Raw genomic sequence first — 23,075 nt, 5'->3', positions numbered from 1 at the left:
CGCTCTCAGGCCAGGAACTCCGCGGCCTCCAGCCGCAGCGCCTGAGCAAGTTGCGGCGCCGACAGCGCCCGCACGTCGGCCAGCACCGAACTGCGCATCCGTCCACACTGCGGACACCGGATCAGTCGGCCGGGCCCGAGCCGGGCCGGGCCGAGATTCTGCATCGGGAACGTGCTGGTGCTGAACAGGTGCCCCTCGACACAACGAACGACGGCGCGCTGCTCCATCGATCCCCTTCCCATTCTTCCCCGTACCTCATGACCTCATGGCGCCCCACGGCTCTCGCATCGCGGGACAGCGTCACATTAGGGGATCATCCAGACATTCCGCACAGCGGCTCGCCGCCCCCGGCAACCCCGCCGGAGGCACTCCGCGCGGCCCACACAGTACGCCCCCGCGCCCCCGCCGCCGGGGCTCCGACACCCCTCCGACGCAACCCCCGCACAGCTCCGACGCACCCACCGGGATCGGTGCAGGCCACTGCGGGGATGGGGTAGAGTGAACGCTGATCGAGCAGTCCCATGACGGCTCGTCAGGCGGGCGTAGTTTAATGGTAGAACATGAGCTTCCCAAGCTTATAGCGCGAGTTCGATTCTCGTCGCCCGCTCAGCAGTAAAGCCCCAGGTCGCTGACCTGGGGCTTTCTTACTGTCTAGACCAATTCCGAGACTCGCCCATTGGCGCACTGGTAGTCGCGGCTGCTGGCGGTGCAGGGTTATCAGCCGTCGCATGGTCGCCATCGGTCTTCGATCAACTGGACTGAGCTACGAGCCTTTTGGCTCGACTCGAGTGTGGGGACTGGAGACGCAGGAACCTTGCTGGCGGCGCATGCGGTCGACGATCCGGTTGGTTGACCCCATGAACTCTCGTAGCATCCGACCTGGTTCGCAGTTGCCAATCCTGGAGATCTCGGCATGGGGGAGGGTTCCGCCGTTGGCCGGAGCTTTGCGAATTGCACGCACGTGTGCCCGGCCATCATCGCGGTCGAGGCGTGGCAGAGCCTCGTTCGGTGTGGCGGCTGCCCAGCCCAAATGTTGTCGTCTCTTCCTCTCCATGTCCACGCGCCGGGATTGCACGGACCGCCGAGCACGGTTGAGCCGATTGCGGATAGCGCAGCATGCGCGGCGCAGGTCGAATCAAGTACGTGACGTACTTGACGTACGTAGGTCTCTGGGGGACTCTGAAGGAGATCCGAGGAGGCATGTCATGTCGGCAGTGCACTACGAGAGCTACACGGAAGCGCGCTCGCATCTGAAGGACCTCTTGGACGCGGCGGAGCAGGGGCGGGTTGCCACGGTGCGGCGGGACGCGGGCAGAGCGGCGGTGGTGGACGTCGAGCGGCTGCGGCACTTCCTCTCCACGGTGTGCGTGTCGCGAGCCCAGGTGGTTGCGGAGGGCGGCGGCTGGTCCGCTTTCATTCCCGGGCTGCCGGTCGCTGCGGACGGGGCGACCTTCGACGAGGCGATCGGCGAGATGCTCGACGCGCTGCGGGAGTACGCCGAGGACTGGCAGGAGCGGCTGCAAGGCGCGCCGAATCATCGGGACAACTGGGGGTTGGTGCAGTTGATCAGTCTCAGCGATGATGATCAGCTGCGCGACTGGCTGGTCGGAGCGGCTCGGTGACCTGGCCCCAGCCGACCCGCGAGCGCCACGACCAGTTCTGCCGGGTCGAAGCCTGGGAGCGTGTCAGGGATGCGCGAGGGCGCACGGGTACGCACCACGTCACCTACGAGCTCGGCCTGTTCGACGGTCGGATCCTGCGCACTCGGATTTCACACCCAGTGGACCGGACCGCTTACGGCGCCGGCATCTGGGGCCACATTCTCCGTGACCAACTGGATTTGGCAGAAGGAGAGTTCTGGGCCTGTGTGCTGGATGGGGAACTGCCCGACCGAGGCTCGCCCGAGCCCTCACCCCAGGCTCTCCCGGCAGATCTTGTCCATCTGCTGATCAACCGCGTCGGTCTTGCTGAGGAGCTGGTCGCCAATATGGACAAGAACGAAGCGGTCGCGCGGCTCCAGCGCTACTGGACGGGCGGGGAGTAGCGGGCCCCGCGTCCCCAGAGGGGCTTGCACAGCTCATACATGCGGCTGCTTCAGCACTGCGGTACCTCAAGCGCAGCAGTCCGGACGGTACATAGCGGTTTGCCACGGGTTGCAGGTGCGGCACCAGTCGCGCGTGTCGAGCGCGAACCGACTCAATTCGCTCGTTCAGCACTATTGGCCCGCCAAGGTGACTAGCGTGTCGTTTCGTGCCTGACAGCCAGAACTCCTCTCCGGCGAATCTGCCCGACGAAGGCCTTGCGCGCCGGGCGAAGGCGCTGGCCTGCACGGCTCCGCTGCAGGCTCTGGACGACAATAAGGGCAGCCTGCGCTGGGTGGATGCCGATGTCTATCAGCTGGCCGAGATCGCGCTGCACACCATCGACCAGGTCACCGTGTCCATGGACTTCGACTCCGGCGCCGGCCAGGACCGGATTCTCGACCAGGTCCAGCGGTTCGTAGCGCTGCAGGCTCCTGCGCGCTTGGCCGCCGAACACCATGACATCGCCCGCCACGTTCTGCAGAGACTGATCAACGTTGGCACGGTGGACCGGAGTTTTTGCCAGACATACGGGTCAGTAGACGGAAACGGCGTCTACCGGCGCTACTCTTTCGAGTTCAATCTCCTGGTCGAACGAGCAGGTCTGGACGGGAAGATCTACCTGCGTGCCACCGACGAGGCGATCAACGTGCTGGTCGGCGCGCTGGACACCGATGTCGAGTCGGCCCAGATCGCAGCTGAGGTCAAGCTCGACAGCCTGATCAAGCGCGGACGCATGGCCGAGGCCAAACTGGCGGCCGAGCAGGCCCGGTACCGGACCGTGCAGTACGGCGAGATGTTGCGCCAACTGCTGGACGTCACCACCCGGAACGTCCGGGCCGTGGACTGGGAGCACGAGGTCCCCAAGCTCCTGGCTGACGCACTTTCCCACATCGAGGAGCGGTACGAGTTCGAGCACCGCATCCTGACCAACATCAGCGAGGCTCGCGACAAATCGGAGGATCCGCTGCAGAAGCAGCGGGCTGCCGAACTCGTGGAGATCGTCCGCGACTGCATCCGGCGCCACATGCAGTTGCAGAAGAGACTACTCACCGCAGGTGAGTTGTTCCGCGCCGAGCAGGATCGGCAGCAGTTCGTCGAACCGCCCCGCCGGGCCGCGCTCGACCTGCACGGCCAACTGCTCGTACCGTTGCTTGGCCTCTCCATCCGGGACGCACTGCGGGTCGGCACCGGGTTCTTCCGTGACGCCGGTGGACCCGACGCTCCTGCCGTGCTGGGCTTGCCCTCTTTCATCGCCCGCTTGCTCCGACCGGCCCCGGAGCGGCAGCGGCTCGGTGGGGAGATCCCCGAGTTAACTCTGGACGAGGCGGAGGAGCAACCCCCCTTCTCTCTCGAAGACTGGGCCGCGACCGATCTACTCCTCGAGCTGCGGGACGTGCCGCGCACGCTGAGCGCCCTACTGACGCAGGCTCAGGCGATTGCTCCGAGTACGGCCGCACTCCTGCTGCACCGTGCGGTCCATGCGTTCAGTCCGGAGCTGGGCGAGCACATTGACCAGGGCGACGCCGAAGCGCTCCTCGCCGTCCGCACGGGAGACCGGGTCGATCTCCCCCGCTTTGGTGGGGATGACCTACTACTGCAGACCGCTTCGATCAGTACGCCACCGGACGGTGGCGAGCCCGACCGCACCGACTACTCCACCGAGGAGACCTCCGGATGACCGACGCCTTGACCGTCTCCGACGCCGAGGCTGCCGCTCAGCTGATCGTTTTCGGCATGCGACCGCGGCAGCATCCCTCCCAGGACAGCGAGTACGAGAATCTGGTCCGCCGTTACCGCGAGGATGACGGGTTCCAACTGCTCACCGCGCGCATCGCCCTGGGCCTTGGCCTACGGGTGGTCAAGGTCTCGGCTGCGGCAGGTGTGGTGCTCGCCGCGACCGAGGGCTCCGTGTTCGAAACCCGGATGGAGGACTACGCCCGTGCCTCGCGTCGACGCGGCGACGGCGAGAAGGTGCTGCACGGGATCATCCACCTCGCGGTGGCGGCCCTGGTCTTTCCGCGCCCGGCCGACCTGGCTGACGACGGCTACGTCGGCCGAGTCACGGCGACCGTGGTGGACCAGACGGTCCGGGAAATCTGCCGGAAGCTCAAGCTGAAGGCGGACAAGAGCGAACAGGCCGTGGACGCCCCGTCCGACACCCCGGAGTTGGAGCGCGCCTGGCGCGCCTACTCCCGCCGCCCGACAACCGCCTCGACCAAGGACGACCGCGCGGCCCTCAACTCGACCAGCGCGATGATCTCCCGGGCGCTGCGGTTCCTCACGGAGCAGGGCCTGCTGGTGCCCGTCGAGGCCCCCGGCGGGGAGACCGTCTACCGCAGCACCCCGCGGTACTCGGCCCAGATCCGCGAGTTGGCCTCGACCGCTGCCTTCGCCGAGTTGCTGAGTCTGGGTGTGGTGCCGCCGCTCACCGACCCGGACGGGACGCTGCGGGTGACCCTGCCTGGAGCGCGTACGACCGAGCCTTCGGAAGCCGACCGCCATGTATGAGCTCTCTCGGGTGCTGCTGATGTCGGTCGGCCCGTCCGGCGCCCGCTACCAGGACGTAGTACTCGACTTCAGTGGTGTCGGCAGGCCGGTCGCGGGGGCCCAGATGCCGCTCTTCGGGTCCGGGACGCCGACGCGGCGTCCTTCGCCGGCCACCGTGGTCTACCTGGAGAACGGCGGCGGCAAGTCGGTCCTGATCAAGCTAATCTTCTCTGTGGTGCTACCGGGACGCCGACAGGTCGTCGGCTCGGCCGGCGGCGGCGTGCTGGAGCGTTTCGTCCTGGAACAGGACACCGCCCATGTCGTCCTGGAGTGGACCCATGCCCGCAGTGGTCGGCGACTGATCACCGGCAAGGTCTCCGAGTGGAAGGACCAGCGGCAGACCGCCGACTCGCGGAACCTTGTCGAGCGCTGGTACCACTTCCGCCCAACAGTGAACCTGGGTCTGGAGAACCTGCCGATCGCCGACAACAACCACTACCTACGGCTCAACGCCTACCTGGACGAACTGAAGCAGGCTGCCGACGATGACCCCACCATGGAGTACTCCTCCTTCGAGCGCCACAGGGAGTGGACTGACCGGCTCACTGAACTGAGCCTGGACCCCGAGCTGTTCCGGTACCAACGGAGCATGAACGCCGACGAGGGCGAGGCCGCAGAGGCCTTCTCGTTCACCAGTGACAATGCCTTCGTCAACTTCCTGTTGGGCGCGGTGTTGCCCAACGGGCCGGCTCGGGAGCTGGCCGATCTGCTGGACACCTATGCGGGACGGCTCAGCCGGCGCAATCAGCTACTCCTGGAACGCGACTTCGTCGATGGTTCCTTGGAGGTCCTCGCACCGCTGGCCGACGCCCGAACCAGCGCCGACCAGGCTCGACAGCAGATGGCCGCCACTGCGCGGGAGATGGCCGTTCTGCTGCGGCGGCTTCGGGCCAGGGCCGAGGCCGAGGCCGAGGCCGTCACCCGGCTGCAGAGCGAGGCCAGGCAACTCGCCGCCGACTTCCGGGACCAGAAGAGCGAGCACCTCCGCCTCCGCGCGGTGACCAGCGAGTTGGAGCGGCAGGTGGCCGGCCTTCGACTGGAGGAGACCGTCAGCGGCCACGAATGGGCCGAGGCAGCCGCGAAACGCGCCGGCCAAGTCGCGGCGGCCTGGCAGCTCACTTCTCTGACGCTTCATCAGCTCACCGTCGAACAGCAGCTGCAGAGCGTTCGGTCCGTGGTGGAAGCCGCCGAGGAGGCTGCGCAGCCCGCTCTTGTCGCCCGGGACCAGGCAGTGGCCCAGCTCGCGGCAGCACTGGATGCCACGATGCGGGCCGTGCTCCAGCGGGCGCAGACCTCCGAGGGCGCGGCGATGGAGGCTGGCGAGCAGGCCGAGACGGCCCAAGGCGGGCACAACGAGGCCGTCGCCCGGGCGGCTGGACAGGAGAAGGAAGCTGAGGCTGCGGAGGACCGGATCCGAGAGGTGCGGGAAGCGGTGGCCGCCGCCGTCCGCGACGGTCAGCTACCCGACGACACCGCCGCAGCCGAAGGGCTCAACCTGGCGGTGACGAAGGCCACCGAGAACGCGTCCCGCCTCGGAGTGTTGGAGGCCGAGGCAGAGCAGTTGGAGGGCGACCAGCAGCGCGCCGCACAAGCCGTCCAAGCCGCTGAGCAGCGGCTTGCGAACCTGCACCGGATGCTGGATTCCGCGGCCAGGGACCGCGAAGCTGCCGTGGCCCGTACCGACGCCCTCCGCGCGGATCCTGCCTTCACTGAGCTGTTGGGCCACCCGGCCGGCGACCTTGAAACGTCTGCTGGCGCGCTGACCGGCGCGCTCTCGGAGGTTCACGACAGAGCGGTGCTGACGATCACTGGGCTTCGGGTGGCCGAGGCGCAAGACGAGCGGACCCGGGTCGCGCTGGAGACCACTGAGTTGCTGCCACCCGCACCCGAGGCGGTCCTGGTCAAGGAGACGCTCACGGAGGACGGCATCACCGCGTGGACCGGGTGGGAGTATCTGGCAGCCGTTCCCGATGTTGACCGACGCCGTGCCCTTGCCCAGCGGCTGCCCCAGTTGATCAGCGGCGTTCTGCTCAACAACGCGGCACAGTTGAACCAGGCGCGTGAGCTGCTCGACGAGCGGGCGTTGCATCCGATCGGCTTTCTGCCGATCGGTACCACCGCCGCCATGGACGCGGAGCACACCTCGATCGGCGGGGTCGACTTCGTCGTCCCACCGCACCCGGGCCTCTACGACGAGCGGGCAGCCGACGCGGAGCGCCGCGTACTGCAGCAGCGCCATGACCGGCGGCAGGAACAGCTGACCCAACAGTTCGCGCGCCGGGACGCCGCCGCCGGGCTGTCGGCACGGCTCCAGGAATGGCGTCGCGGCTTCCCACCCGGTCGACTCGCCCAGTTGGAGGTACAGCTCGCGGCTGCACAGGAGTCGGTGGCCGAGGGCGAACACGAGGTGGCCGAACTACGGGTCGCGCGGGAAGAACTCGCCGCCGTACGGGTCGCCGTACGGGCGGCCATTACTCCGGTGCGAGCTGCCCAGCGCGGTCTAGACGAAAGGGTCCACCGGTTGCGGACGTTGGCCGACCAGGAAGCAAGGGTGTCCGGCTGGCTGACCACCGCCCTTCTGCACCGGGAGGCCGCCGAGCAGGAGCGCACTGTCGCCCGTGCCGCCGCTGAGCAGGCCCGCAATGGCCGCGAGCGAGCGGCCGGCCTGCTCCGGCAGGCGGACGGACTGCGTGCTTCGGCCAGTCGGCTCGCCGAGGAGGCCGCCCGCTTGCCCGCCAAGGCGGAGGCCGCCACCACGGTGGACCAGCCCACGAAACCGCTCGAAGTGCTGCGGCGGAGCTATGTGAGCGCCGCGGAGACCTACTTGCGGGCCTCGGTCGGAGATCACCTGCTCTCCGACCTGCGCCAAGCCGAGGCCGAGGCCACCCAGTTGGCGACTGAGCTTGCCGGCCACCCGCAGGAGGTGGTGGCGCGCGCCCGGAAGCTGCTCGCCGGCCCGGAGGGAGTCGACCATGCGTCACGCGAGCTGGCTTGGCGGTTGGCCGAGCAGGCCGCGCCGGAACTGCTGAACCGCGCGGCCGAGCTGAGCGCACTGCTGACCAATCGGCGTGAGGAGTACGAGCGATTCCCGAAGCCGGCCGAGGAGCTCGACCTGACCCCGTTCGAACAGCCGCGCCACATCACTCACGGCTTGCGGCTGGTCGAGGAGGCGAAGCAGACTCGCGAGGAGGCGCTCCACACCCTGCTGGACCTGGAGGGGCACACTGCCCGGCTCGACCGCGCCCTCACGGAAACCAAGGAGAGGCAGCAGTCCTTCGAGAAGTTCGGTGAGGACTGGCACGAGTTCGCCCACGCCGAACCGGCCGAGCTGATCGACGCGGACCCGTTCGAGCAGGATCTCGCCGTCGCACATACCCAGCACCAGGCGACCCGTACCGCCCACGGTGAGGCCAAGAAGCTGGCCGCCACCGCGGAGGAGGCCGAGCGCAAGTACGCCGACCGGCTTGCCAAGCATGCCGGCCAACAGCGCTTCCTTGCGCTCGAGACGGCGAGCCACCAGATCATGGTCAACACTGAGCGAGCCGTGCTGCCTGCGTTCGCGGCCGAGTGGGCTCAGGCCATGCGCAGCCGACTGCGCTCACTCACCGACGATCTGGCGACCATCGAACGCCACCGCACCCAGATCGTCCACCAGTTCGCGCAGCAGGTTGGCGAGGCACTTCAGGTGCTGCGCCGGGCCGAACGCTTCTCTCAGCTGCCGAAGGGCCTATCCGGATGGTCCGGGGAGCGGTTCCTCAGGATTCGCTTCAGGCAGGTGGACGAGGCCGAGCTGCGCGGCCGGATGGGCCTGCTCGTCGACGAGGTGGCCGATGAGACGGCGAAGGCCGTTACCGCCGGCCGTGAGCTCAGGCGCGATGGGACCTCTCTGATCCTCAAGGGAGTGGCGAGCGCCGTAGCACCCGTAGGCTTCAAGGTCACGATCCTCAAGCCGGACTCCGTGCTGCGCAACGAACGGGTCCCGGTCTCCGATCTGCGCGCGGTGTTCTCCGGCGGGCAGACCCTCACCACCGCGATCATCCTCTACTGCACGATGGCGGCGCTGCGCGCCAACGACCGCGGCCGGGTGGGAAACCACCACTCCGGCACGCTCTTCCTCGACAATCCGATCGGGCGGGCCTCCGCCACCTATCTGCTGCGGCTCCAGCAGTCCGTCGCTCGGGCACTCGGCGTCCAGCTCATCTACACGACAGGGCTCTTCGACACCACCGCACTGGACACGTTCCCGCTGGTGGTCCGGCTGCGCAACGACGCGGACCTCCGTGCCAAGCGGAAGTACCTGGCTGTGGCAGAGGTCTTCGGGCGCTACTTGGACGAGTCACTAGATCGGTACGACCGTCCGATGATCACTGCGACTCGTTACTTCACCAAGGACAAGTCCAGCGATGACGACGATGACCTCGACTGATTCACCCGAGGGCTTGAGCAGTCGAGCGGCGGACCTGCTCGACCGGCTACGGGCGCACGCCCTCGGAAACGGCTGGCAGGGCACCACCCAGAGGCGTATGCCAATCGCGGACGTCCTGTCCGCCTTTAAACATCTGACTGTGCCGCCGGGCCGAGAGGGGGATCTGCCGAGGCGGATCCTCTCGGATCACCTGTCAGAACTCGCGCATGCGAAGCAGATCACGTTCTCTGCGGCAACGGACCGCGAGAGGACCCCGCTGCCGCTGAAGGTCGTCCTGCTCCCCTTCCGTTCGACGGTTCGACGAATCCAGCCGATGCCGGCCTGGCACAGCAGCCTGTCCTGGGCCGAGGACTACTGGGCCCAGCCCCGCACCACCGACAAGATCCGTGCTGCTTACGAAGCGCTCAACAGTTGGCTTCATCGCGGCCAGCCCGGACTACGCCTGCCGGTTCGGGAACGGGCGCTGAAGATCTTCGGTAGGCATCCCTACTTTCAACAGCCGGAGCATCCAGCGGAGAAGATCTTCGACAGGCTGAAGGCAAAGCCGCTCTTTTCTGACTACCCGGAGCTGTTGATCCGGATCAATGCCTTTCATGTCGATCCGCCGCTCCTCACCGGAGCGTTCGATACGGTCCCGTTGGAGGAGGACAGCGGATACCACCGCCTCGGCCGGGGACGCGGGCTCCTGGTGATCGAGAACTCCACCACCTACTGGTCGATCTCCCACATGCTCCAGCACATCGACCATGGTCTCGGGTATATCGCCTGGGGCATCGGAAACACCTTCCCCGCCTCCATCGGCAGCATTGGGCCCCGGGACGAGATCTCACATGTCGTCTACTTCGGTGACCTCGATGCCGCCGGCCTGCGGATTCCGATCAGCGCTCTCCAACGGCGACTCCCCGGCCTCCCGTCGGTGCGGCCCGCGGTTGGGCTCTACGACGCGCTGCTGCGACACGGCCATCCAGGCCTGGTGAAGCCGAAGGAGGCCCGTATCTCCATTGCGGAGGCCCACCGCCTCGCCGCTTGGCTGCACCCCCGGCACCGCCCTCAGGCCGTTGGACTGCTGCTGCGTGGCGAGCGCCTGGCCCAGGAATGGGTCAGCCTCGATCATCTGAGCACCGAGACGCACTGGTACTCGGACGTGCGCTGACGTAACCCCCGACCTGTCCCGCTCGTTCGCCAGAAGGCCAGCACCGTCCGTCGGCGCGGGCTCCACGGCGACAGCCGAATTCATGAAAGGCTGCGTAGAGTTGGCTGTTCAAGGCGTCACCGTCCGCGATGCGTCGACCAGTTTTGGTACCCGCCGGGTCTGGATCGACCGCCCATGGCTCTTGGCGCAGATCACGGACGTACTTCGTCGTGACGGCATCGTCGTGGTGACCGGAGGCATCGGCGTCGGCAAGACGCACCTGGTTCAGTGGGACGTACGCGCGTCGTCATCCGATCTGGGTCGAACGAGTTGCCCCTGGACGCCCGGACCGATCGGCGAACTAAGTTCAAAATTAGCGGAGTTCGTAGCGCTCGAGCTGCCGAGGCTGCCGAGGCCGATCGTGTTGCTCCCCGATGTCGACCTGAGCCCGGACGACCTTCCTGACACCCTGGCAGCCTCCGGCATCCAACTGGTCATCGTCTCGCGAAACCCCGATCGGTGGCGTCGGCTGGCCACGGTCGTAGAGGTCGGGGCGTTCACCCGCGCCGAGTCGGTCGCCTTCCTGACGCGTCACCCGACCGGTCTCACTGACGAAGACGCCGCCCGGGTGGCTGAACAGCTCGGTGATCTGCCGCTGGCGCTTGCACATGCCGTTCTCTGGATCCGCCCTGGCGTCACGGTCGAGAGCTTCCTCGACCGGGTGCGGTCGCACGCTCAGGTGATCTTCGAATCAGAGCGGCCCGATGGGCGTCAGTCCACCCTCGCCAGCGAGGTCCGGCAAGCGATGAATGCCCTTCCGGGGGCCCATCAGCCCTTCCTGCGTGACGTATTGGGCGCCCTTGCCCTGTTGGACGGCGGGCCGTTCCCGCTCACTGGTCTCGGCAGCCGTCCCTGCCGGTCATCCTGGCGCTCCGCCGTCACTTCATTGCCGGACGACCGGCAGGTACCGCTCCATCGCCTCACTATGGCGTTCCGGACTCTTGGACGGCAGAAACTAGTGCGGCTCAGCGCCGACGAGGTCCACCTTGACTGGCTCACCGCCCAGTTGGTTCGCAGCCTGCTCAGTCCGGCCGAGCGGGAGCGGGCCGCGCTGCTGGCCGAGTCAATGCTGCTGGGTACCGTACCAATCAGCCAGGGCATCTCCCAATGGGAGGACTGGCCGAGCTGGGCGGCAAGTTCGCGGCCGCTGCTTTCCGTCGACCCGAGGTACTTCACCTCGCTCCAAGGTCGCTTCGCCCTGCTTGCCGCCGCACACTTCACCTTGGATCAGGGGCGGCCCGACGAGGCCCACACACGTCTGCTGCAGCTCCTCTCCGCCTGGCGCCGGGTCGGGAACGTGCCGTGGGAGGTGCGGGTGCGCACACTTGATTTGCTGGCCCAGGCCGGTTTTCGGGTGGGGAGGGTTGAGCTGGCCCGCAGGCACAGCCGCACTGCGTTCCGGATCCGCAGCGCGGTTCAGGGATTCCGCCACTCCGACACCATCGTCAGCGGAGTGAACTGGGCCGTGACCGCCGGGCGCTCCGATCGACTGCCCGAACTTCGAACTCTTGCCGAAGCCGTACCGGACCGGCGGCTGGCGCTCCGGATCGATTCCCTCGTGGCCCAGTTCCAGTTGCGCTCCGGCCACGGCACCAGACCAGTTGCTGACCTCGAGAGGATCGTCGAGACCCAGACCGACATCGTCGGCCTAAGACACCCGGATACCCTGTTCAGCCGCTACCTGCTGGCCCACGCGTATGCGGAGAACGGGCAAGCGATCGCGGCAAGCGGAGAGTTCGAGCAGGTGCTCATGGGTCAGATCACGACACTCAGCATCGGCCATCCCGATACGGAAGCCACCAGGGCGGCACTCCAGCGCCACTGCCGCGAGTCACTGCCACCTCTGATCGTGGACTAGACCACCGATTCAGCGAATGGCTGGGCGGACAGCGTGATGGTTCCGATCTCGGCTCGTAAGGCTGGGATAGACACCCTTGCGACTACCTGCAGACGGCCTCGCTCACGGGGGCCGAGGCCGCCGAGAGCAAGGTGCTGTTTGCCGGGACAGGTTCTGCTCGCGGAGATGAGCGACTACGGGTGGGATTTGAGCGAGAGCAGGCGAGGTGTGGACATTGAGGACAACGGATCGTGCTGGTTAGGGTGCTGCCGAGGCATGGCCAAGTGCTCGCACACCGGTCCTGCAAGGACGATTCCGGCGCGTGCCAGATCCATGCCAGAACGGGCAGTGAAGGAGAGGCGACAGCGGTCAGCGTCGAGCGCCCGAAGGGCCAATTGCGGCAGTATCACTGCAGGTCAGAGCCACAAGGCGACCCGAACACCCAAAGATTCCCAAGCTTATAGCGCGAGTTCGATTCTCGTCGCCCGCTCAGCGATAAAGCCCCAGGTCAACGGCCTGGGGCTTTCTTGTTTCTCCGGACCGACGGCTACGGCCGGCCGGAGGCGACTGCCGAGGTGTCAGCGCGGGGCGCCGACGGCGGGGGCGCCAGGGCGGCCACCCGGGCGAGCCGGGAGGTCACGCCCAACTTGCGGTAGATCCGGGCGATGTGCGACTCGACCGTGCGGGGGCTCAGGAACAGGGCACCGGCGATCTCCTTGGTCCGGGCTCCGGTCGTGAGGATGTCCGTGATCTGGCGCTCCCGTGCGGTCAGGGAGGTGAGGTCGGCCCTGGCCGGTTTCGGGGCCGTCGTGCCTGCGCCCGCCGGGGCCAGGCGGCGGGCGACCGCTTCGACCTGCTCCCGCACGCGGACGGCGCCCGTCTCGTCGGCCAGTTCGCCGGCCTCGTCCAGCCAGACCTCGGCCCGGGCCCGCCGGCCGTGGGCCGCCAGCAGGCGGGCGCCCGAGGCCGGCCCGGTGGCACTCGCCGACGCGGACGCGGTACGGCGGCCGGCCCGGGAGCGGCTGGTGCCGCGCGGGGCGACGCTCGTCCTGGTCGGCTGCGCGGAGCCGCAGGCCACCGCGGACCTGGCGTGCGGGGCACTCGACCGGTGGCGCTCCGAGCGGGCGGTGACGCTGCCCACCGCGCCCGGCACCGTCGGGGGCGGCGCCCTGGAACTCCTGCCGCCCCCCGGCGCCGCGCAGGCCCGGATCAGCCTCGCCGCGACCGCGCTCCCCCGCACCGACCCCGGCTACGAGGCCTCTCCTCACGACTGGTGACGGAGCTGCGGGAGAACCTCGGCTACGTCTACGCCGCCGGGTCGGCGATCGAGGAGCACGCCGCCGTGGATGCGGTGACCGTCATCGGGTTCGAGACCGACACCCGCACCGCCGGGGCCGGCGCCGCGATCCGGGCGGCCCGGGGCGAGCTGGCCCGGATCGCCGGGGCGGCCCCGCCCACGGACGACGAGGTCGCGGCCGCCCGCTCCTACGCCGTGGGGATCACGTCGCCGCTGCTGTCCGGCCAGCGCGGGCTCGCCCACCAACTCCTCACCCTCGCCACGGCCGGTCTCGACCACGACTGGCTGCCCGGTCACCTGCACCGGCTGCGCACGGTCACCCCCGACGCCGTCCGCGCGGCCGCCGCGCGCTTTCTCGCCACCGAGCGCTTCACCGGCGTCGGCGCGGGTGATCCCGCCGTCCTGCTGCCCGAGTTGGAGGCCCTCGGCGCCCCGGCACCGCTCGGCTGACGCTCCGCCGGCCGGCCGGCTCAGGCCGCCCGCGGTGCCTCGGCCGGGGACGGGAAGGCGGCCCGGGGCTGGGCGCCCGACCACCAGGCGCCGATGGCGAAGGCGGCCGTCGCCTCCAGGTAGGCCGCGCGGACCAGGCCCCCGCACGGGATGGCGGTGCAGCCGATCGAGGTGACCAGGCGGGCCACCCGGGCCAGGGCCTGCGGGTCGTCGGCGCAGAGCGGGACGGCCAGCGGCACGCCCTCGAAGACCGGCGGGGAGAGCGTCCAGATGCTCTCGTGGCAGAGGTTGAAGCCCTTCACCACGTGGGCGCCCGGCGCGGCCTGCGCGATCAGGCCGGCGACCGAGCCGGCGCCGCCGGTGGAGAGCACCAGGCCGTCGTCGGTGGGGATGACCGGGTTGGTGCAGTCGACGACCGTCCGGCCGGCCAGCAGGCCGGCGTACTCCTTCGCCAACTCCGGTGCCACGGCGGCCGGGACGGCGGCCAGGATGACCTCGCCGTGGGCCGCCGCCCGGGCGAGGTCCCCGTGCCCGCCGGCGCCGGTGCGGGCCGCCGTGCGGGCGGCGGCGGCCCGGTCGCGGCCGCCGATCAGGACGTCGTGGCCGGCGGCGGCCCAGGCGCCGCCCAGTGCCGTGGCCATCGCGCCGGTGCCGAGGATGCCGATGCGCATCGTGGTACTCCTGCCTGCCGGTCGGGGGCGGCCCGGTCGGGCCGCCGGGTCACGACGCTAGGCCGGCCGATACACACCACCTGGTGTCCGATACCTGGGGCAGGATGGGGGCATGGACGAACCGGCCGGCCGGCCCGATGCGCCGTTCACCGCCGACTGCCGCGCGCGCGTCGCGTTCGAGGTGCTGGCGAACCGCTGGGACAGCGTCGTGGTGTTCACGCTCGGCGAGTGCGGCCCGATGCGGCCGCGCGCCCTGCTGGCCCGGATCGGCGGCATCGGCCCGAAGGTGCTCAACGAGGCGCTGCGGCGCCTGGAGTACAACGGCCTGGTCGAGCGGCAGGCGTACGCGCAGGCCCCGCCGCGGGTCGACTACGCGCTCACGGAGGCCGGCCGCGCGCTGCTCGCCCCGATGCGGGAGATGGGCCTCTGGGCGGCGCGCTACGCCGACAGCGTGCTGGACGCCCAGGACAGGTTCACGCGGTCGCAGCAGCAGCGGCGGCGGGCACCGGGCTCCCCCGCCGCGCCGTAGCGGGCGGCACGCCGGGCCGGGTGCGCCGGCCGCACCGCACCCGGTTTCCCGATCGCGTCGGTGCCGGAATTCGTCCGGAAACGGTGGACCGGTAGAAGTACGGTGAGCCGTCCGTCCGGGCGGTGTGCCGACGACCGAGGAGACGGCGATGACGACCCACCATCCGCCGCGGCAGATCCGCGCCGTGCACGACGAGCACAGTCTCGTCGTCTACCAGGCGTACCCCGCCGCCGTCGCGGAGGCGGCGCTCGCGGCGGGCACCTTCGTGGCGCCGTTCAAGCGGGAGCGGATGACCTGGATCAAGCCGTCGTTCCGCTGGACGATGTACCGCTCCGGCTGGGGCACCAAGGCGGGGCAGGAGCGGGTGCTGGCCGTCCGGATCAGCCGGGCGGGCTTCGAGTGGGCGCTCGACCGGTCCTGCCCGAGCCACTACGACCGGGACCGGCACGCGTCCGCCGCGGCCTGGAAGGCCGAGCTCAGGACGAGCCCGGTACGCGTCCAGTGGGATCCCGAGCGCTCCACCGCGCTCGGCGCCCTCCCCCACCGGGCGCTGCAACTCGGCCTGTCGGGCGAGGCCGTGGACCGGTACGCCGACGAGTGGATCCTCACCGTCACGGACGCCACGGCGCTCGCCCACGAGGCCCGCGACCTGGTGCGGGCGGGCCGGGCGGCGGCGGCCGACGCGCTGATCCCGGCCGAGACGGCCTACCCCCTGTCCGACCGCCTCGCCCTGCGGATCACCGCCGGCGGCAGCCGGGATCCGCGGGCGCGGGAGCGCCCGGGAGCGGGCCGCCCTCAGGCGCGGATGGAGTAGAAGAGCAGCTCGCGCATCTCGCTCCAGCGGGCCGGGAGGTCGGCGCGCTGGCTGACGGTCTCGGAGACGTGCTGCATGCCGAAGAACGCGCCGACGATGGCCCGGGCGGCGGCGGCCGGGGTGACTCCGGCGCGGAGCTGGCCGGCCTCGTCGGCCTCCTCCAGCAGCTGGGTCAGCAGGTTGATCCAGCCCACGTACGGCGTGGGCAGCGGCAGGCCGATGAGGGCGTGCTCGATCTGGAGGCGGGCGCCGCCGCGGACGACCACGTCGGTGTGGAAGGCCTCGGCCACGAGGTCCAGCAGGGCGACGACGGTGTCCAGCGGGGAGAGCTTGCGGGCCCGGACGCTCTCCAGCATCACCGGCCAGCGGGTGTAGTGCTCCTCGACGACCGCGACGGTGAGGATGTCCTTGCTGGGGAAGTGGAAGTACACGGCGCCCTTGGTCATCCCGGCCTTGGCGGCCACGTCCTGGATGGACGTTCCCCGGTATCCCTTGTCGGCGAAGATCTCGGCTGCGCAGTTCAGCACGAGCGCCCGGGTACGCAGTGCCCGGTCCTGGTGCAGCTCGGGACCTTGGCTCGTCCTGGGGTTGGTGGGCTCCCAGCCGACTACAGGTGCTTGCTTGGACACGTGTGCTCTGCCTCTCGGTCGTACCGAGTGCGCCGGTCGGGGTGAACGGGCGCCACGGGGTGCCGCGGTGGGGTCAAGGCCTGCCGTACTGATTGCAATATACCTTCGGGTGGGTATATTTTCGAAACGGGACCTCGCTCACCAGTGCAACCTACTCGTGACGACAAGGGCTCGGCATGTCAGGGGGGCATGCCGACGCACCGAAAGCAGCGCCATCGCACCGCAAGGCACGGCCGAGCAGCCTGCCTGCCGTAGCACTTCTGCCAATCCCCTGAGCCCGCCACAGGGCTCGGGCTGGCACACCACACTCAGCACACACCGGCGTCCGGACGGCCGCACGGCCGCCCGGCCCGCGCGCCTTCCGCCTTGCTCCGCGAATGTCACCGCAAAGGAGTCCGTTCGTGTTCACAGTCCTGCCTGCAACTGGTTCGCACCATCCGACCGGCACGTCCTCGGCCCCGGCGGACCCCTGGGGGGGCCTGTCCTTCGGCCGCCGCGTCGCACGCGAAGCGGTCCACAAGGTGTCGGCGACAGAAGTACTGCTCACGGACGCCAGGAGACTCGACACCGACCGGTTCGCCGTGGCCGCCCTCTGGTCACGCAACCACCTGCTGCGGAACCGGGCCGACGCGTCGTCGAGCGACCCGCTGCTGCTGGCCGAGACGGTGCGGCAGACGGCGATCCTGCTGTCGCACCGCTTCCACGGCATACCCGACGACTTCCCGTTCGTCATGTTCGACCTGGAGCTCGCGGTCGCCCCGGGCGGCCTGCCGGCCGGCCCGGGGCCGCTGCCGATCGTCCTCGACACGGTGTGCGTCCACGAACGGGCCGCACCAGGCCGGTTCAAGATGCACCTGGAGGCCGAGATCCACGTGGCCGGCGTGCGCTGCGGGCGGGTCGCGGTGAGCTGGGAGGCGATGCACCCGCGCCGCTACGGCGCCCTGCGCTACCGGCGCGGGCGCCGCCCGGAGGCCGTGTTCCACGACCGGACCCCGCCGCTGCCGGCGGCGGCCGTCGGCTACCGCACCGCCCAGGACGTCCTGCTCGCGGCCGGCCGGCCGGCCGCGCCGCAGCGCTGGCAGCTGCGGATGGACCGCAGCCACCCCGTGCTGTTCGACCACGACTCGGACCACATCCCCGGCATGGTGCTGCTGGAGGCGTTCCGGCAGGCGGCCCGGCTGACCACGACGGCCGGCGGGGGGTGTTCGACCAGTCCGGACGGCTGGTCGCCGTCCCTCGTCGCCATCAGGTTCAGCTCCTTCGGCGAACTCGACCTCCCGGTGTCGATCGAGACCGCCCTGGAGCCGGCGGGCGCCGAGCACAGCGTGCTCGCCACGGCGGTCCAGGACGGCCGGGTCCTCGCCTCCGCACGGCTGCTCGCGATGCCGCCGGCCCACCGCGGCCGGCCGCAGGCAGCCGCCAAGCAGCCGGAGAACGCGACATGCTGACGAGACATCAACTCTCTGAACGCCCGGCTCCGGTACTGGACGGCCTGCTGCACCTCGCCGAGCGCAGCACGGCGCTGCTCGACCACCGGCGCGGGCTGACGCCCGCCCTCGCGGCCAGGATCTCGGCGGCCGGATTCGCCCGGCACTTCGTGCCGCGGCGGTGGGGCGGGACGGCCGGGCTCTTCCACCCGCTCGCCGACGCGGTGGCGACCCTCGCCGAGGCCTGCGCCTCGACGGCGTGGTGCGCCTCGCTCTACGCGGCACACGGCCGGCTGGCGGCCTACCTCCCCGAGCGGGGGCAGCAGGAGCTGTGGGGCGGCTCCCCGGACGTCCGGATCGCCGCCGCGCTCGCCCCGCCGGCCGCCGAAGCGGTGCCCGACAGCAGCGACGGCGACAACGGCTGGCGCCTGGAAGGCACCTGGTCCTTCGTCAGTGGCGTGGAGCAGGCCGACTGGGTGCTGCTGGCCGGGCCGGGCGCCGGGGACCGGGGGCCGGACCAGCGGCTGTTCGCGGTGCCCGTGGCGGCCGTGGACGTGCTGGACACCTGGCGCAACTCCGGGCTGCGCGGCACCGGCAGCAACACGGTGGCCCTCGGCGGCGTCTTCGTGCCGGAGCACCGGACGTTCACGATCGCCGAGCTGGGCCGGGTCAGACCCGGCGACGCGCACTGCCACGCGGTGCCCTTCCAGCTGACGGCTCCGCTGCAGTTCGCGGCGCCGGTGCTGGGAGCGGCCCGGGGCGCGCTGCGGGACTGGACGAGGGTGATGGCGGCCAAGTGCCGCCCGGACGGCCGCCCGGCCCGCGAGTCGGCCGCCGTGCAGCAGGTGCTGGCCGAGGCCTCGGCCCAGATCCACGCGGCGGCGCTGCTGCTGTGCCACGCGGCCGACCGCGCCGACACCGCCGTGTACCGGAGCGGGCAGGGCGGCGCCGCGCCGCTGCCCGCCGCCGGGGAGAACCAGCGCGACCTGGCGGTGGCCGCCGGGCTCTGCACGAGCGCGGTCGCCCGGCTGTTCCAGACGGCCGGCGCCCGCTGCCAGTCCGAGGAGCACCCCTTACAGCGCCGATGGCGGGACGTCAGCGCGGCGGCGGGGCACATGGCACTCGACCTGGAGGCGGCGGCCGCGGTCTACGCCCCGGCGGTGTTCGCCGCCGCCGCCGGGGCGGGCGGAGGCCGGGCATGACGGCGCCGTCCGGGCGGATCGCCTTCTTCGACGTCGACGAGACCCTGGTCGGCTGCAAGACGATGGTGGACTTCTGGCAGTACTGGATCTCGGGCCCCGCCGCCGGCCGGGCGACGCGGCGCGATCCGGGGAGCGTGGAGCGCCTGCTCCGCAGCGGCCTGCCGCGGGCCGAACTCAACCGTGCCTACTTCCGGTTGTTCGCCGGGGTCCGGCCGGAGCTGCTCCGCCGGGCCGGCCTGGACTGGTACGCGGGCTTCCGGGGCCGCCCCGGCGCCTTCGTCCGGGCGGGCGTCGACGCGCTGGAGGGGCACCGGGCGGCCGGCGACACCGTCGTCCTGGTCTCCGGGTCCTGCCACGCACTGCTGGATCCGCTGCTCCGGGACCTGGGCGCCGGGATGGTCGTGTGCACCAGTCTGAAGCTGGGCGGCGGCGGGGTGCTCAGCGGGGAGGTGGAGCGGCCGCTGATCGGCCCGGCCAAGGCCGAGGCGGCCGCGGCCGTGATGGCGGCCCGGTCGGTGGGGCCGGCCGACTGCTTCGCCTACGGCGACGACCTCAGCGACCTGCCGATGCTGCTGGAGGTCGGCCACCCGGTGGTGGTCGGCGGGCACTCCGGCCTGGCGGACGAGGCCGGGCTGCGCGGCTGGCCCGTGCTGAGCGCGCCGGTGCCGCCCCGGTCGGCGACCGTCCCGGCGGGCTGACGGGCCCGGCGGCGCACGTGCGTGAGGCCGGTGACCTCAGGTCACCGGCCTCGTCCGCATGCCCCGCGGCCGGGGTACCGAGCGCGCCCCCGAGCGCCGGTACTCAGCGGCCCCGCAGGGTCGGTTCCAGGATGGTCCACATGTCGCGGACCCGGCTGGGCAGGTCCTTCCCGTCGGCGGCCGGCGCCATGTAGTGGGCGCCGAAGAGCACGGCGATCACCAGGTCGGCCACCGGCTCGGCGGGCAGTTCCGGTTCTATGTCCTTCTCCTTCTGAGCCTGGTGCACCAGGCTCAGCACGTGCTGGCGGAGCTCTGCCAGGGCAGCCGGCGGCTGGACGGTGGCCTGCGCCTCGTCCACCACGAGACGCAGTGCGGCACTGATCCGGATGTCCGACTGGAGCTCCTCGGCGAGCGAGCAGGTGAGGGTGCGCAGCTGCCCGAGGGCCGGGGCCCCCGAGGTCTCGACGGCGCTCACCAGTGCCTGCACCGCCTCGTCGAACTGGCTGATCAGCACGGCGGCCAGCTGTTCCTTCGAGGAGAAGTGGCCGTACAGCGCACCTTTGGTGAGCCCGGTCCGCGCGACCACGTTCTGCAGGTTGGTGCTCGGGTACCCGTGCTGTGCGAACTCGGCGGCAGCGGCGTCCAGAACCCGTTCGTACGTCTGGATGGACCGCGCCTGCTTTCGCGTCATGGTTCGTCCCTTTTCTAGGGGTTGGCGTCCTTGGGGGCACCGTTGAGTGGGTCGGGCAGGGGCTTCGCCCCAGCCTAAAGATACCTTCATGCAGGATTTTTTTGAACCGCTTCGCATGCTTCCAAAGAGGCAGATCCTGCGACATTACCGCTGCACCGCCTTCGGCGGGACCCTCCGCGCACCGGTTTCGGGTTCACAAAATACCTTCGGGAAGGTATTCTGACACCACGGACGGAGACCTTCAACGGAGAGCGCCGTGACCGACCGCCCCACCCGGCACCACAGTTCTGCGGCACCGCCCAACGGCCCTGCCGGAACCACCGAACCGGACGGGGGCCCTCCTCGTCGCGCGCCGCCGAGACAGCACCAGTCAGCATGGAGGATGACGTGATCTTGTGTCAGCCCGTGCCCACGCCACGGTTGCACACGCACGGAACGCAGACCCGCCGAGCGCCCGAAGGAGCAGACCAGTGACAGGAAGCGTCGATACCGCACCCGCACCCGCCTCCCCACCCGGCGGCTCCGTTCTCGCGCCGGCCGCGGACTCCGTCTGGGAGCAGCTCAGCCGGCTCCTCTCCCCCGTCGAGGTCGTCCCGGTCAGCCTGCTGCTGCCGGCCGACTCGCCCCGGGCCAGGGAGAACCCCGAGCACGTCCGCTCACTCGCCGCCTCGGACGCGGTGTTCCCGCCGGTCATCGTCCACCGCGCGACGATGCGGGTGATCGACGGGACGCACCGGATCAGGGCGAGCGTCCTGCGCGGACGCAAACAGGTACCCGTCCGCTTCTTCCGGGGCACGGTGCAGGACGCCTTCGTACTCGCCGTCGAGGTCAACGCGAGACACGGCCTCCCGCTGACCCCGGCGGACCGGATCACCGCCGCCGAACGCATAGTGCGCTCCCACCCCCGGTGGGCGGACCGCGCCGTCGCCTCGACCACCGGCCTGTCCGTCGCGGCGGTCGCCTCGATCCGGCGGCGCGCCACCCACCCCGGCGAACAGGTCGGCCCCCGGCAGGAGAGCCGGCGCCCGGCCCCCGCCCGGCGGGACTGCGCCGCCCCGCGCTGCGGACACGGACGGAGCACCGGCCGGCCGCGCGGACACGGAGCCGTCGACGGGCTGCGCCTGTGCGCCGCCGCCCTGGACCGGCTGCGGACCGACCTGCGCGGGCTGCGCGACGCCTACCGGGAGAGCGAGCAGACGATGGCGGCCGGCGCGCCGGTGAACCTCCGGGAGCGGGTCAGCGGCAGCCGGGCGGCGACCGGCATCGTGCTCGACGAGAAGGTCATGGCGGTCCGGACCGAGCTGACCGAGGTGCTCGCGTGCTGGGCCGGCCTGGTCGTCGAGGAGCAGCGGGCCCCGGGCCGGGGCGGGCCGGGCGTCGAACGGGACGTACCCGCGCTGGTGCGCTTCCTGGTCCGCCACCTGGAGTGGCTGGCGGCGCACCCGGCGGCGGCCGAGTTCGACGAGGAGGTGGCCCGCCTGCTGGACTCCGCCACCCGGATGTTCGGGCCCGGCCCGGCGCAGCGGCGGCCGGTCGGCACCTGTCCGCAGCCCGGGTGCGCGAGCACCCTGCACGCGGTCCTGCGCCGGGCCGACGACCACGAGTCGCCGCCCGGCCATGTCGCCTGCGAGGCCGGGCACTTCCTGCCCCCGCAGCAGTGGCTGCTGATCGCCGGCCGGTTGCAGCACTGCGCTCCGGACGCGGCGGGCACGGCCTCGGCGGACCGCTACCCCGGGGCGGTGGAGCGGTGAACCCCGGGACGAAGCGGCGGACGGTGCCGACCGAACTGGCCGCGCTGGCGATGGGGGTCTCCGAGGCGACGATCAGGAAGTGGGCCAGCCGCGGGAAGATCAACAGATATGGCGGACCGCAGCGTGCGGAGTACGACCTGGACGAGTTGTTCGCACTGGCCGCACCCGGCCCCGACGCCCAGGCGTCCGAGACGTTCCGGGCCTGATCCGGGCTCCTGCCCCCGCCACCGCGACGGTCCGCCGGTTCCCCGGCGGGCCGTCGCCGTGTGACGGGCCGCCCGCGTCAGCTCAGCGCGAGCGTGCGGTCCCGGGCCGGCCGGCGGGCCGGCCCCGTCCCCTCGGACCACATCAGGTTGAACTTCCAGCGGCGCAGCCGCCAGCCCTCCTCGGTGCGCGCCGCCTCGCCCTCGCAGTACCCGCCGATGTCGAAGCGGCCGCCCGGGTCCGGGCCGTCGGCCCGGTGCACGTGCGCGGCGACCAGGTGCACCCGGATGATCGCGCGGTCACCGTTCAGGCTGATCGCGTAGTTGCTGCTCAGGTGGAGCGTCCGGTCGAACTTGGCCTTGGCCTCGAAGTGGAACCGGGCCAGTCCGTCCAGGCCGGCGAAGTTGCCGATCGGGAACTCCAGCACGGCGTCCTCGCTGAAGATCGGCACCGGCCAGTAGTCGTCGTAGCCGTAGTCGTCCTGGGTGTCGAGGGCGATGACGTAGCGGTCGATGAGATCACTGATCTCGGCCCGGTCGGTCAGTACCCGCAGCCCGTCGCGCATCGCGAGGAGCTCTTCGTCTGTCAGGGTCATCGTGTGGTCCTGCCTGTGGGGGGCGGTGACC

Annotated in this window: 22 protein-coding genes and 1 tRNA gene; 17 read left to right on the top strand and 6 right to left on the bottom strand. The window is 70.6% G+C overall.

The window, feature by feature from the left end; genetic code table 11:
- Positions 1-5: 5 nt before the first annotated feature.
- A complete protein-coding gene (locus ACFUK0_RS04790) occupies positions 6-227 on the bottom strand; it encodes a hypothetical protein (protein WP_380246604.1) in 222 nt (73 codons plus the stop codon).
- A gap of 309 nt (positions 228-536) precedes the next feature.
- Here ACFUK0_RS04790 and ACFUK0_RS04785 point away from each other — a divergent pair.
- The 8 genes from ACFUK0_RS04785 (at position 537) to ACFUK0_RS04750 (ending at position 12,107) form a co-directional block, all read left to right on the top strand.
- Positions 537-607, top strand: a tRNA-Gly gene (locus ACFUK0_RS04785).
- 598 nt (positions 608-1,205) lie between these two features.
- Entirely contained in the window at positions 1,206-1,622 is a 417-nt protein-coding gene (locus tag ACFUK0_RS04780) for a prevent-host-death protein (protein WP_380246603.1), read from the top strand.
- A complete protein-coding gene (locus ACFUK0_RS04775; RefSeq protein ID WP_380246602.1) occupies positions 1,619-2,044 on the top strand; it encodes a cytotoxic translational repressor of toxin-antitoxin stability system in 426 nt (141 codons plus the stop codon). The genes ACFUK0_RS04780 and ACFUK0_RS04775 overlap by 4 nt, the downstream gene beginning before the upstream one ends.
- A gap of 206 nt (positions 2,045-2,250) precedes the next feature.
- Positions 2,251-3,762 carry a hypothetical protein gene (locus ACFUK0_RS04770; protein WP_380246601.1) on the top strand — a complete coding sequence of 504 codons (1,512 nt, stop codon included), beginning with the start codon at positions 2,251-2,253 and terminating at the stop codon, positions 3,760-3,762.
- The gene (locus ACFUK0_RS04765) at positions 3,759-4,592 is read left to right on the top strand and encodes a hypothetical protein (RefSeq protein WP_380246600.1); all 834 of its coding nucleotides are present in this window, start codon (positions 3,759-3,761) and stop codon (positions 4,590-4,592) included. The genes ACFUK0_RS04770 and ACFUK0_RS04765 overlap by 4 nt, the downstream gene beginning before the upstream one ends.
- Entirely contained in the window at positions 4,585-9,057 is a 4,473-nt protein-coding gene (locus tag ACFUK0_RS04760) for a hypothetical protein (protein ID WP_380246599.1), read from the top strand. The genes ACFUK0_RS04765 and ACFUK0_RS04760 overlap by 8 nt, the downstream gene beginning before the upstream one ends.
- Positions 9,035-10,210, top strand: a complete 1,176-nt coding sequence (locus ACFUK0_RS04755; protein WP_380246598.1) for a Wadjet anti-phage system protein JetD domain-containing protein — start codon at positions 9,035-9,037, stop codon at positions 10,208-10,210. Before ACFUK0_RS04760 ends, ACFUK0_RS04755 begins: the two co-directional genes overlap by 23 nt.
- Positions 10,211-10,292: 82 nt before the next feature.
- A complete protein-coding gene (locus ACFUK0_RS04750) occupies positions 10,293-12,107 on the top strand; it encodes a hypothetical protein (protein ID WP_380246596.1) in 1,815 nt (604 codons plus the stop codon).
- Between the two features lie 526 nt (positions 12,108-12,633).
- On the opposite strand, the gene ACFUK0_RS04745 is transcribed toward ACFUK0_RS04750, so the two are convergent.
- A complete protein-coding gene (locus ACFUK0_RS04745) occupies positions 12,634-13,227 on the bottom strand; it encodes a response regulator transcription factor (protein WP_380246595.1) in 594 nt (197 codons plus the stop codon).
- On the opposite strand from ACFUK0_RS04745, the gene ACFUK0_RS04740 reads away from it, so the two are divergent.
- Positions 13,214-13,363, top strand: a complete 150-nt coding sequence (locus ACFUK0_RS04740; protein WP_380246594.1) for a hypothetical protein — start codon at positions 13,214-13,216, stop codon at positions 13,361-13,363. The genes ACFUK0_RS04745 and ACFUK0_RS04740 overlap by 14 nt on opposite strands.
- Positions 13,360-13,833 carry a hypothetical protein gene (locus ACFUK0_RS04735; RefSeq protein ID WP_380246593.1) on the top strand — a complete coding sequence of 158 codons (474 nt, stop codon included), beginning with the start codon at positions 13,360-13,362 and terminating at the stop codon, positions 13,831-13,833. The genes ACFUK0_RS04740 and ACFUK0_RS04735 overlap by 4 nt, the downstream gene beginning before the upstream one ends.
- 20 nt (positions 13,834-13,853) lie before the next feature.
- Here the strand turns inward: ACFUK0_RS04735 and ACFUK0_RS04730 are convergent, their stop codons facing one another.
- Positions 13,854-14,504, bottom strand: coding sequence for an NADPH-dependent F420 reductase (locus ACFUK0_RS04730; protein ID WP_380246592.1), 651 nt, complete (start codon positions 14,502-14,504; stop codon positions 13,854-13,856).
- Between the two features lie 112 nt (positions 14,505-14,616).
- Here ACFUK0_RS04730 and ACFUK0_RS04725 point away from each other — a divergent pair, with 112 nt between their 5' ends.
- Both ACFUK0_RS04725 and ACFUK0_RS04720 read left to right on the top strand, forming a co-directional pair.
- Entirely contained in the window at positions 14,617-15,033 is a 417-nt protein-coding gene (locus ACFUK0_RS04725) for a winged helix-turn-helix transcriptional regulator (protein ID WP_380246591.1), read from the top strand.
- Positions 15,034-15,181: 148 nt separating this feature from the next.
- Positions 15,182-15,847: a DUF4291 domain-containing protein gene (locus ACFUK0_RS04720; RefSeq protein ID WP_380246590.1), complete on the top strand. Its 666-nt coding sequence runs from the start codon at positions 15,182-15,184 to the stop codon at positions 15,845-15,847.
- Here ACFUK0_RS04720 and ACFUK0_RS04715 read toward each other — a convergent pair.
- Entirely contained in the window at positions 15,829-16,476 is a 648-nt protein-coding gene (locus ACFUK0_RS04715) for a ScbR family autoregulator-binding transcription factor (protein WP_380246589.1), read from the bottom strand. The genes ACFUK0_RS04720 and ACFUK0_RS04715 overlap by 19 nt on opposite strands.
- A 401-nt stretch (positions 16,477-16,877) precedes the next feature.
- Between ACFUK0_RS04715 and ACFUK0_RS04710 the strand changes: the two genes are divergently transcribed.
- The 3 genes from ACFUK0_RS04710 to ACFUK0_RS04700 are packed head-to-tail and all read left to right on the top strand — an operon-like array spanning position 16,878 to position 19,803.
- Positions 16,878-17,924, top strand: coding sequence for a ScbA/BarX family gamma-butyrolactone biosynthesis protein (locus ACFUK0_RS04710; protein WP_380246588.1), 1,047 nt, complete (start codon positions 16,878-16,880; stop codon positions 17,922-17,924).
- The gene (locus ACFUK0_RS04705; RefSeq protein WP_380246587.1) at positions 17,918-19,105 is read left to right on the top strand and encodes an oxidoreductase; all 1,188 of its coding nucleotides are present in this window, start codon (positions 17,918-17,920) and stop codon (positions 19,103-19,105) included. The genes ACFUK0_RS04710 and ACFUK0_RS04705 overlap by 7 nt, the downstream gene beginning before the upstream one ends.
- Positions 19,102-19,803, top strand: coding sequence for an HAD family hydrolase (locus tag ACFUK0_RS04700; RefSeq protein WP_380246586.1), 702 nt, complete (start codon positions 19,102-19,104; stop codon positions 19,801-19,803). Before ACFUK0_RS04705 ends, ACFUK0_RS04700 begins: the two co-directional genes overlap by 4 nt.
- Before the next feature lie 103 nt (positions 19,804-19,906).
- Here ACFUK0_RS04700 and ACFUK0_RS04695 read toward each other — a convergent pair whose 3' ends face one another.
- Positions 19,907-20,494, bottom strand: a complete 588-nt coding sequence (locus ACFUK0_RS04695; RefSeq protein WP_380246585.1) for a ScbR family autoregulator-binding transcription factor — start codon at positions 20,492-20,494, stop codon at positions 19,907-19,909.
- Between the two features lie 470 nt (positions 20,495-20,964).
- Here ACFUK0_RS04695 and ACFUK0_RS04690 point away from each other — a divergent pair, with 470 nt between their 5' ends.
- Both ACFUK0_RS04690 and ACFUK0_RS04685 read left to right on the top strand, forming a co-directional pair.
- The gene (locus tag ACFUK0_RS04690) at positions 20,965-22,245 is read left to right on the top strand and encodes a ParB N-terminal domain-containing protein (protein ID WP_380246584.1); all 1,281 of its coding nucleotides are present in this window, start codon (positions 20,965-20,967) and stop codon (positions 22,243-22,245) included.
- Positions 22,242-22,451, top strand: a complete 210-nt coding sequence (locus tag ACFUK0_RS04685) for a hypothetical protein (protein ID WP_380246583.1) — start codon at positions 22,242-22,244, stop codon at positions 22,449-22,451. The genes ACFUK0_RS04690 and ACFUK0_RS04685 overlap by 4 nt, the downstream gene beginning before the upstream one ends.
- A 77-nt stretch (positions 22,452-22,528) precedes the next feature.
- On the opposite strand, the gene ACFUK0_RS04680 is transcribed toward ACFUK0_RS04685, so the two are convergent.
- A complete protein-coding gene (locus ACFUK0_RS04680) occupies positions 22,529-23,044 on the bottom strand; it encodes a nuclear transport factor 2 family protein (protein WP_380246582.1) in 516 nt (171 codons plus the stop codon).
- Positions 23,045-23,075 lie beyond the last annotated feature (31 nt).

Origin of the sequence: Kitasatospora sp. NPDC057223, from assembly GCF_042669755.1 — a bacterium.
GTDB lineage: Bacteria > Actinomycetota > Actinomycetes > Streptomycetales > Streptomycetaceae > Kitasatospora.
The sequence above is the reverse complement of the archived record's forward strand: the minus strand, read 5'-3'. Positions and strand labels throughout refer to the sequence as shown.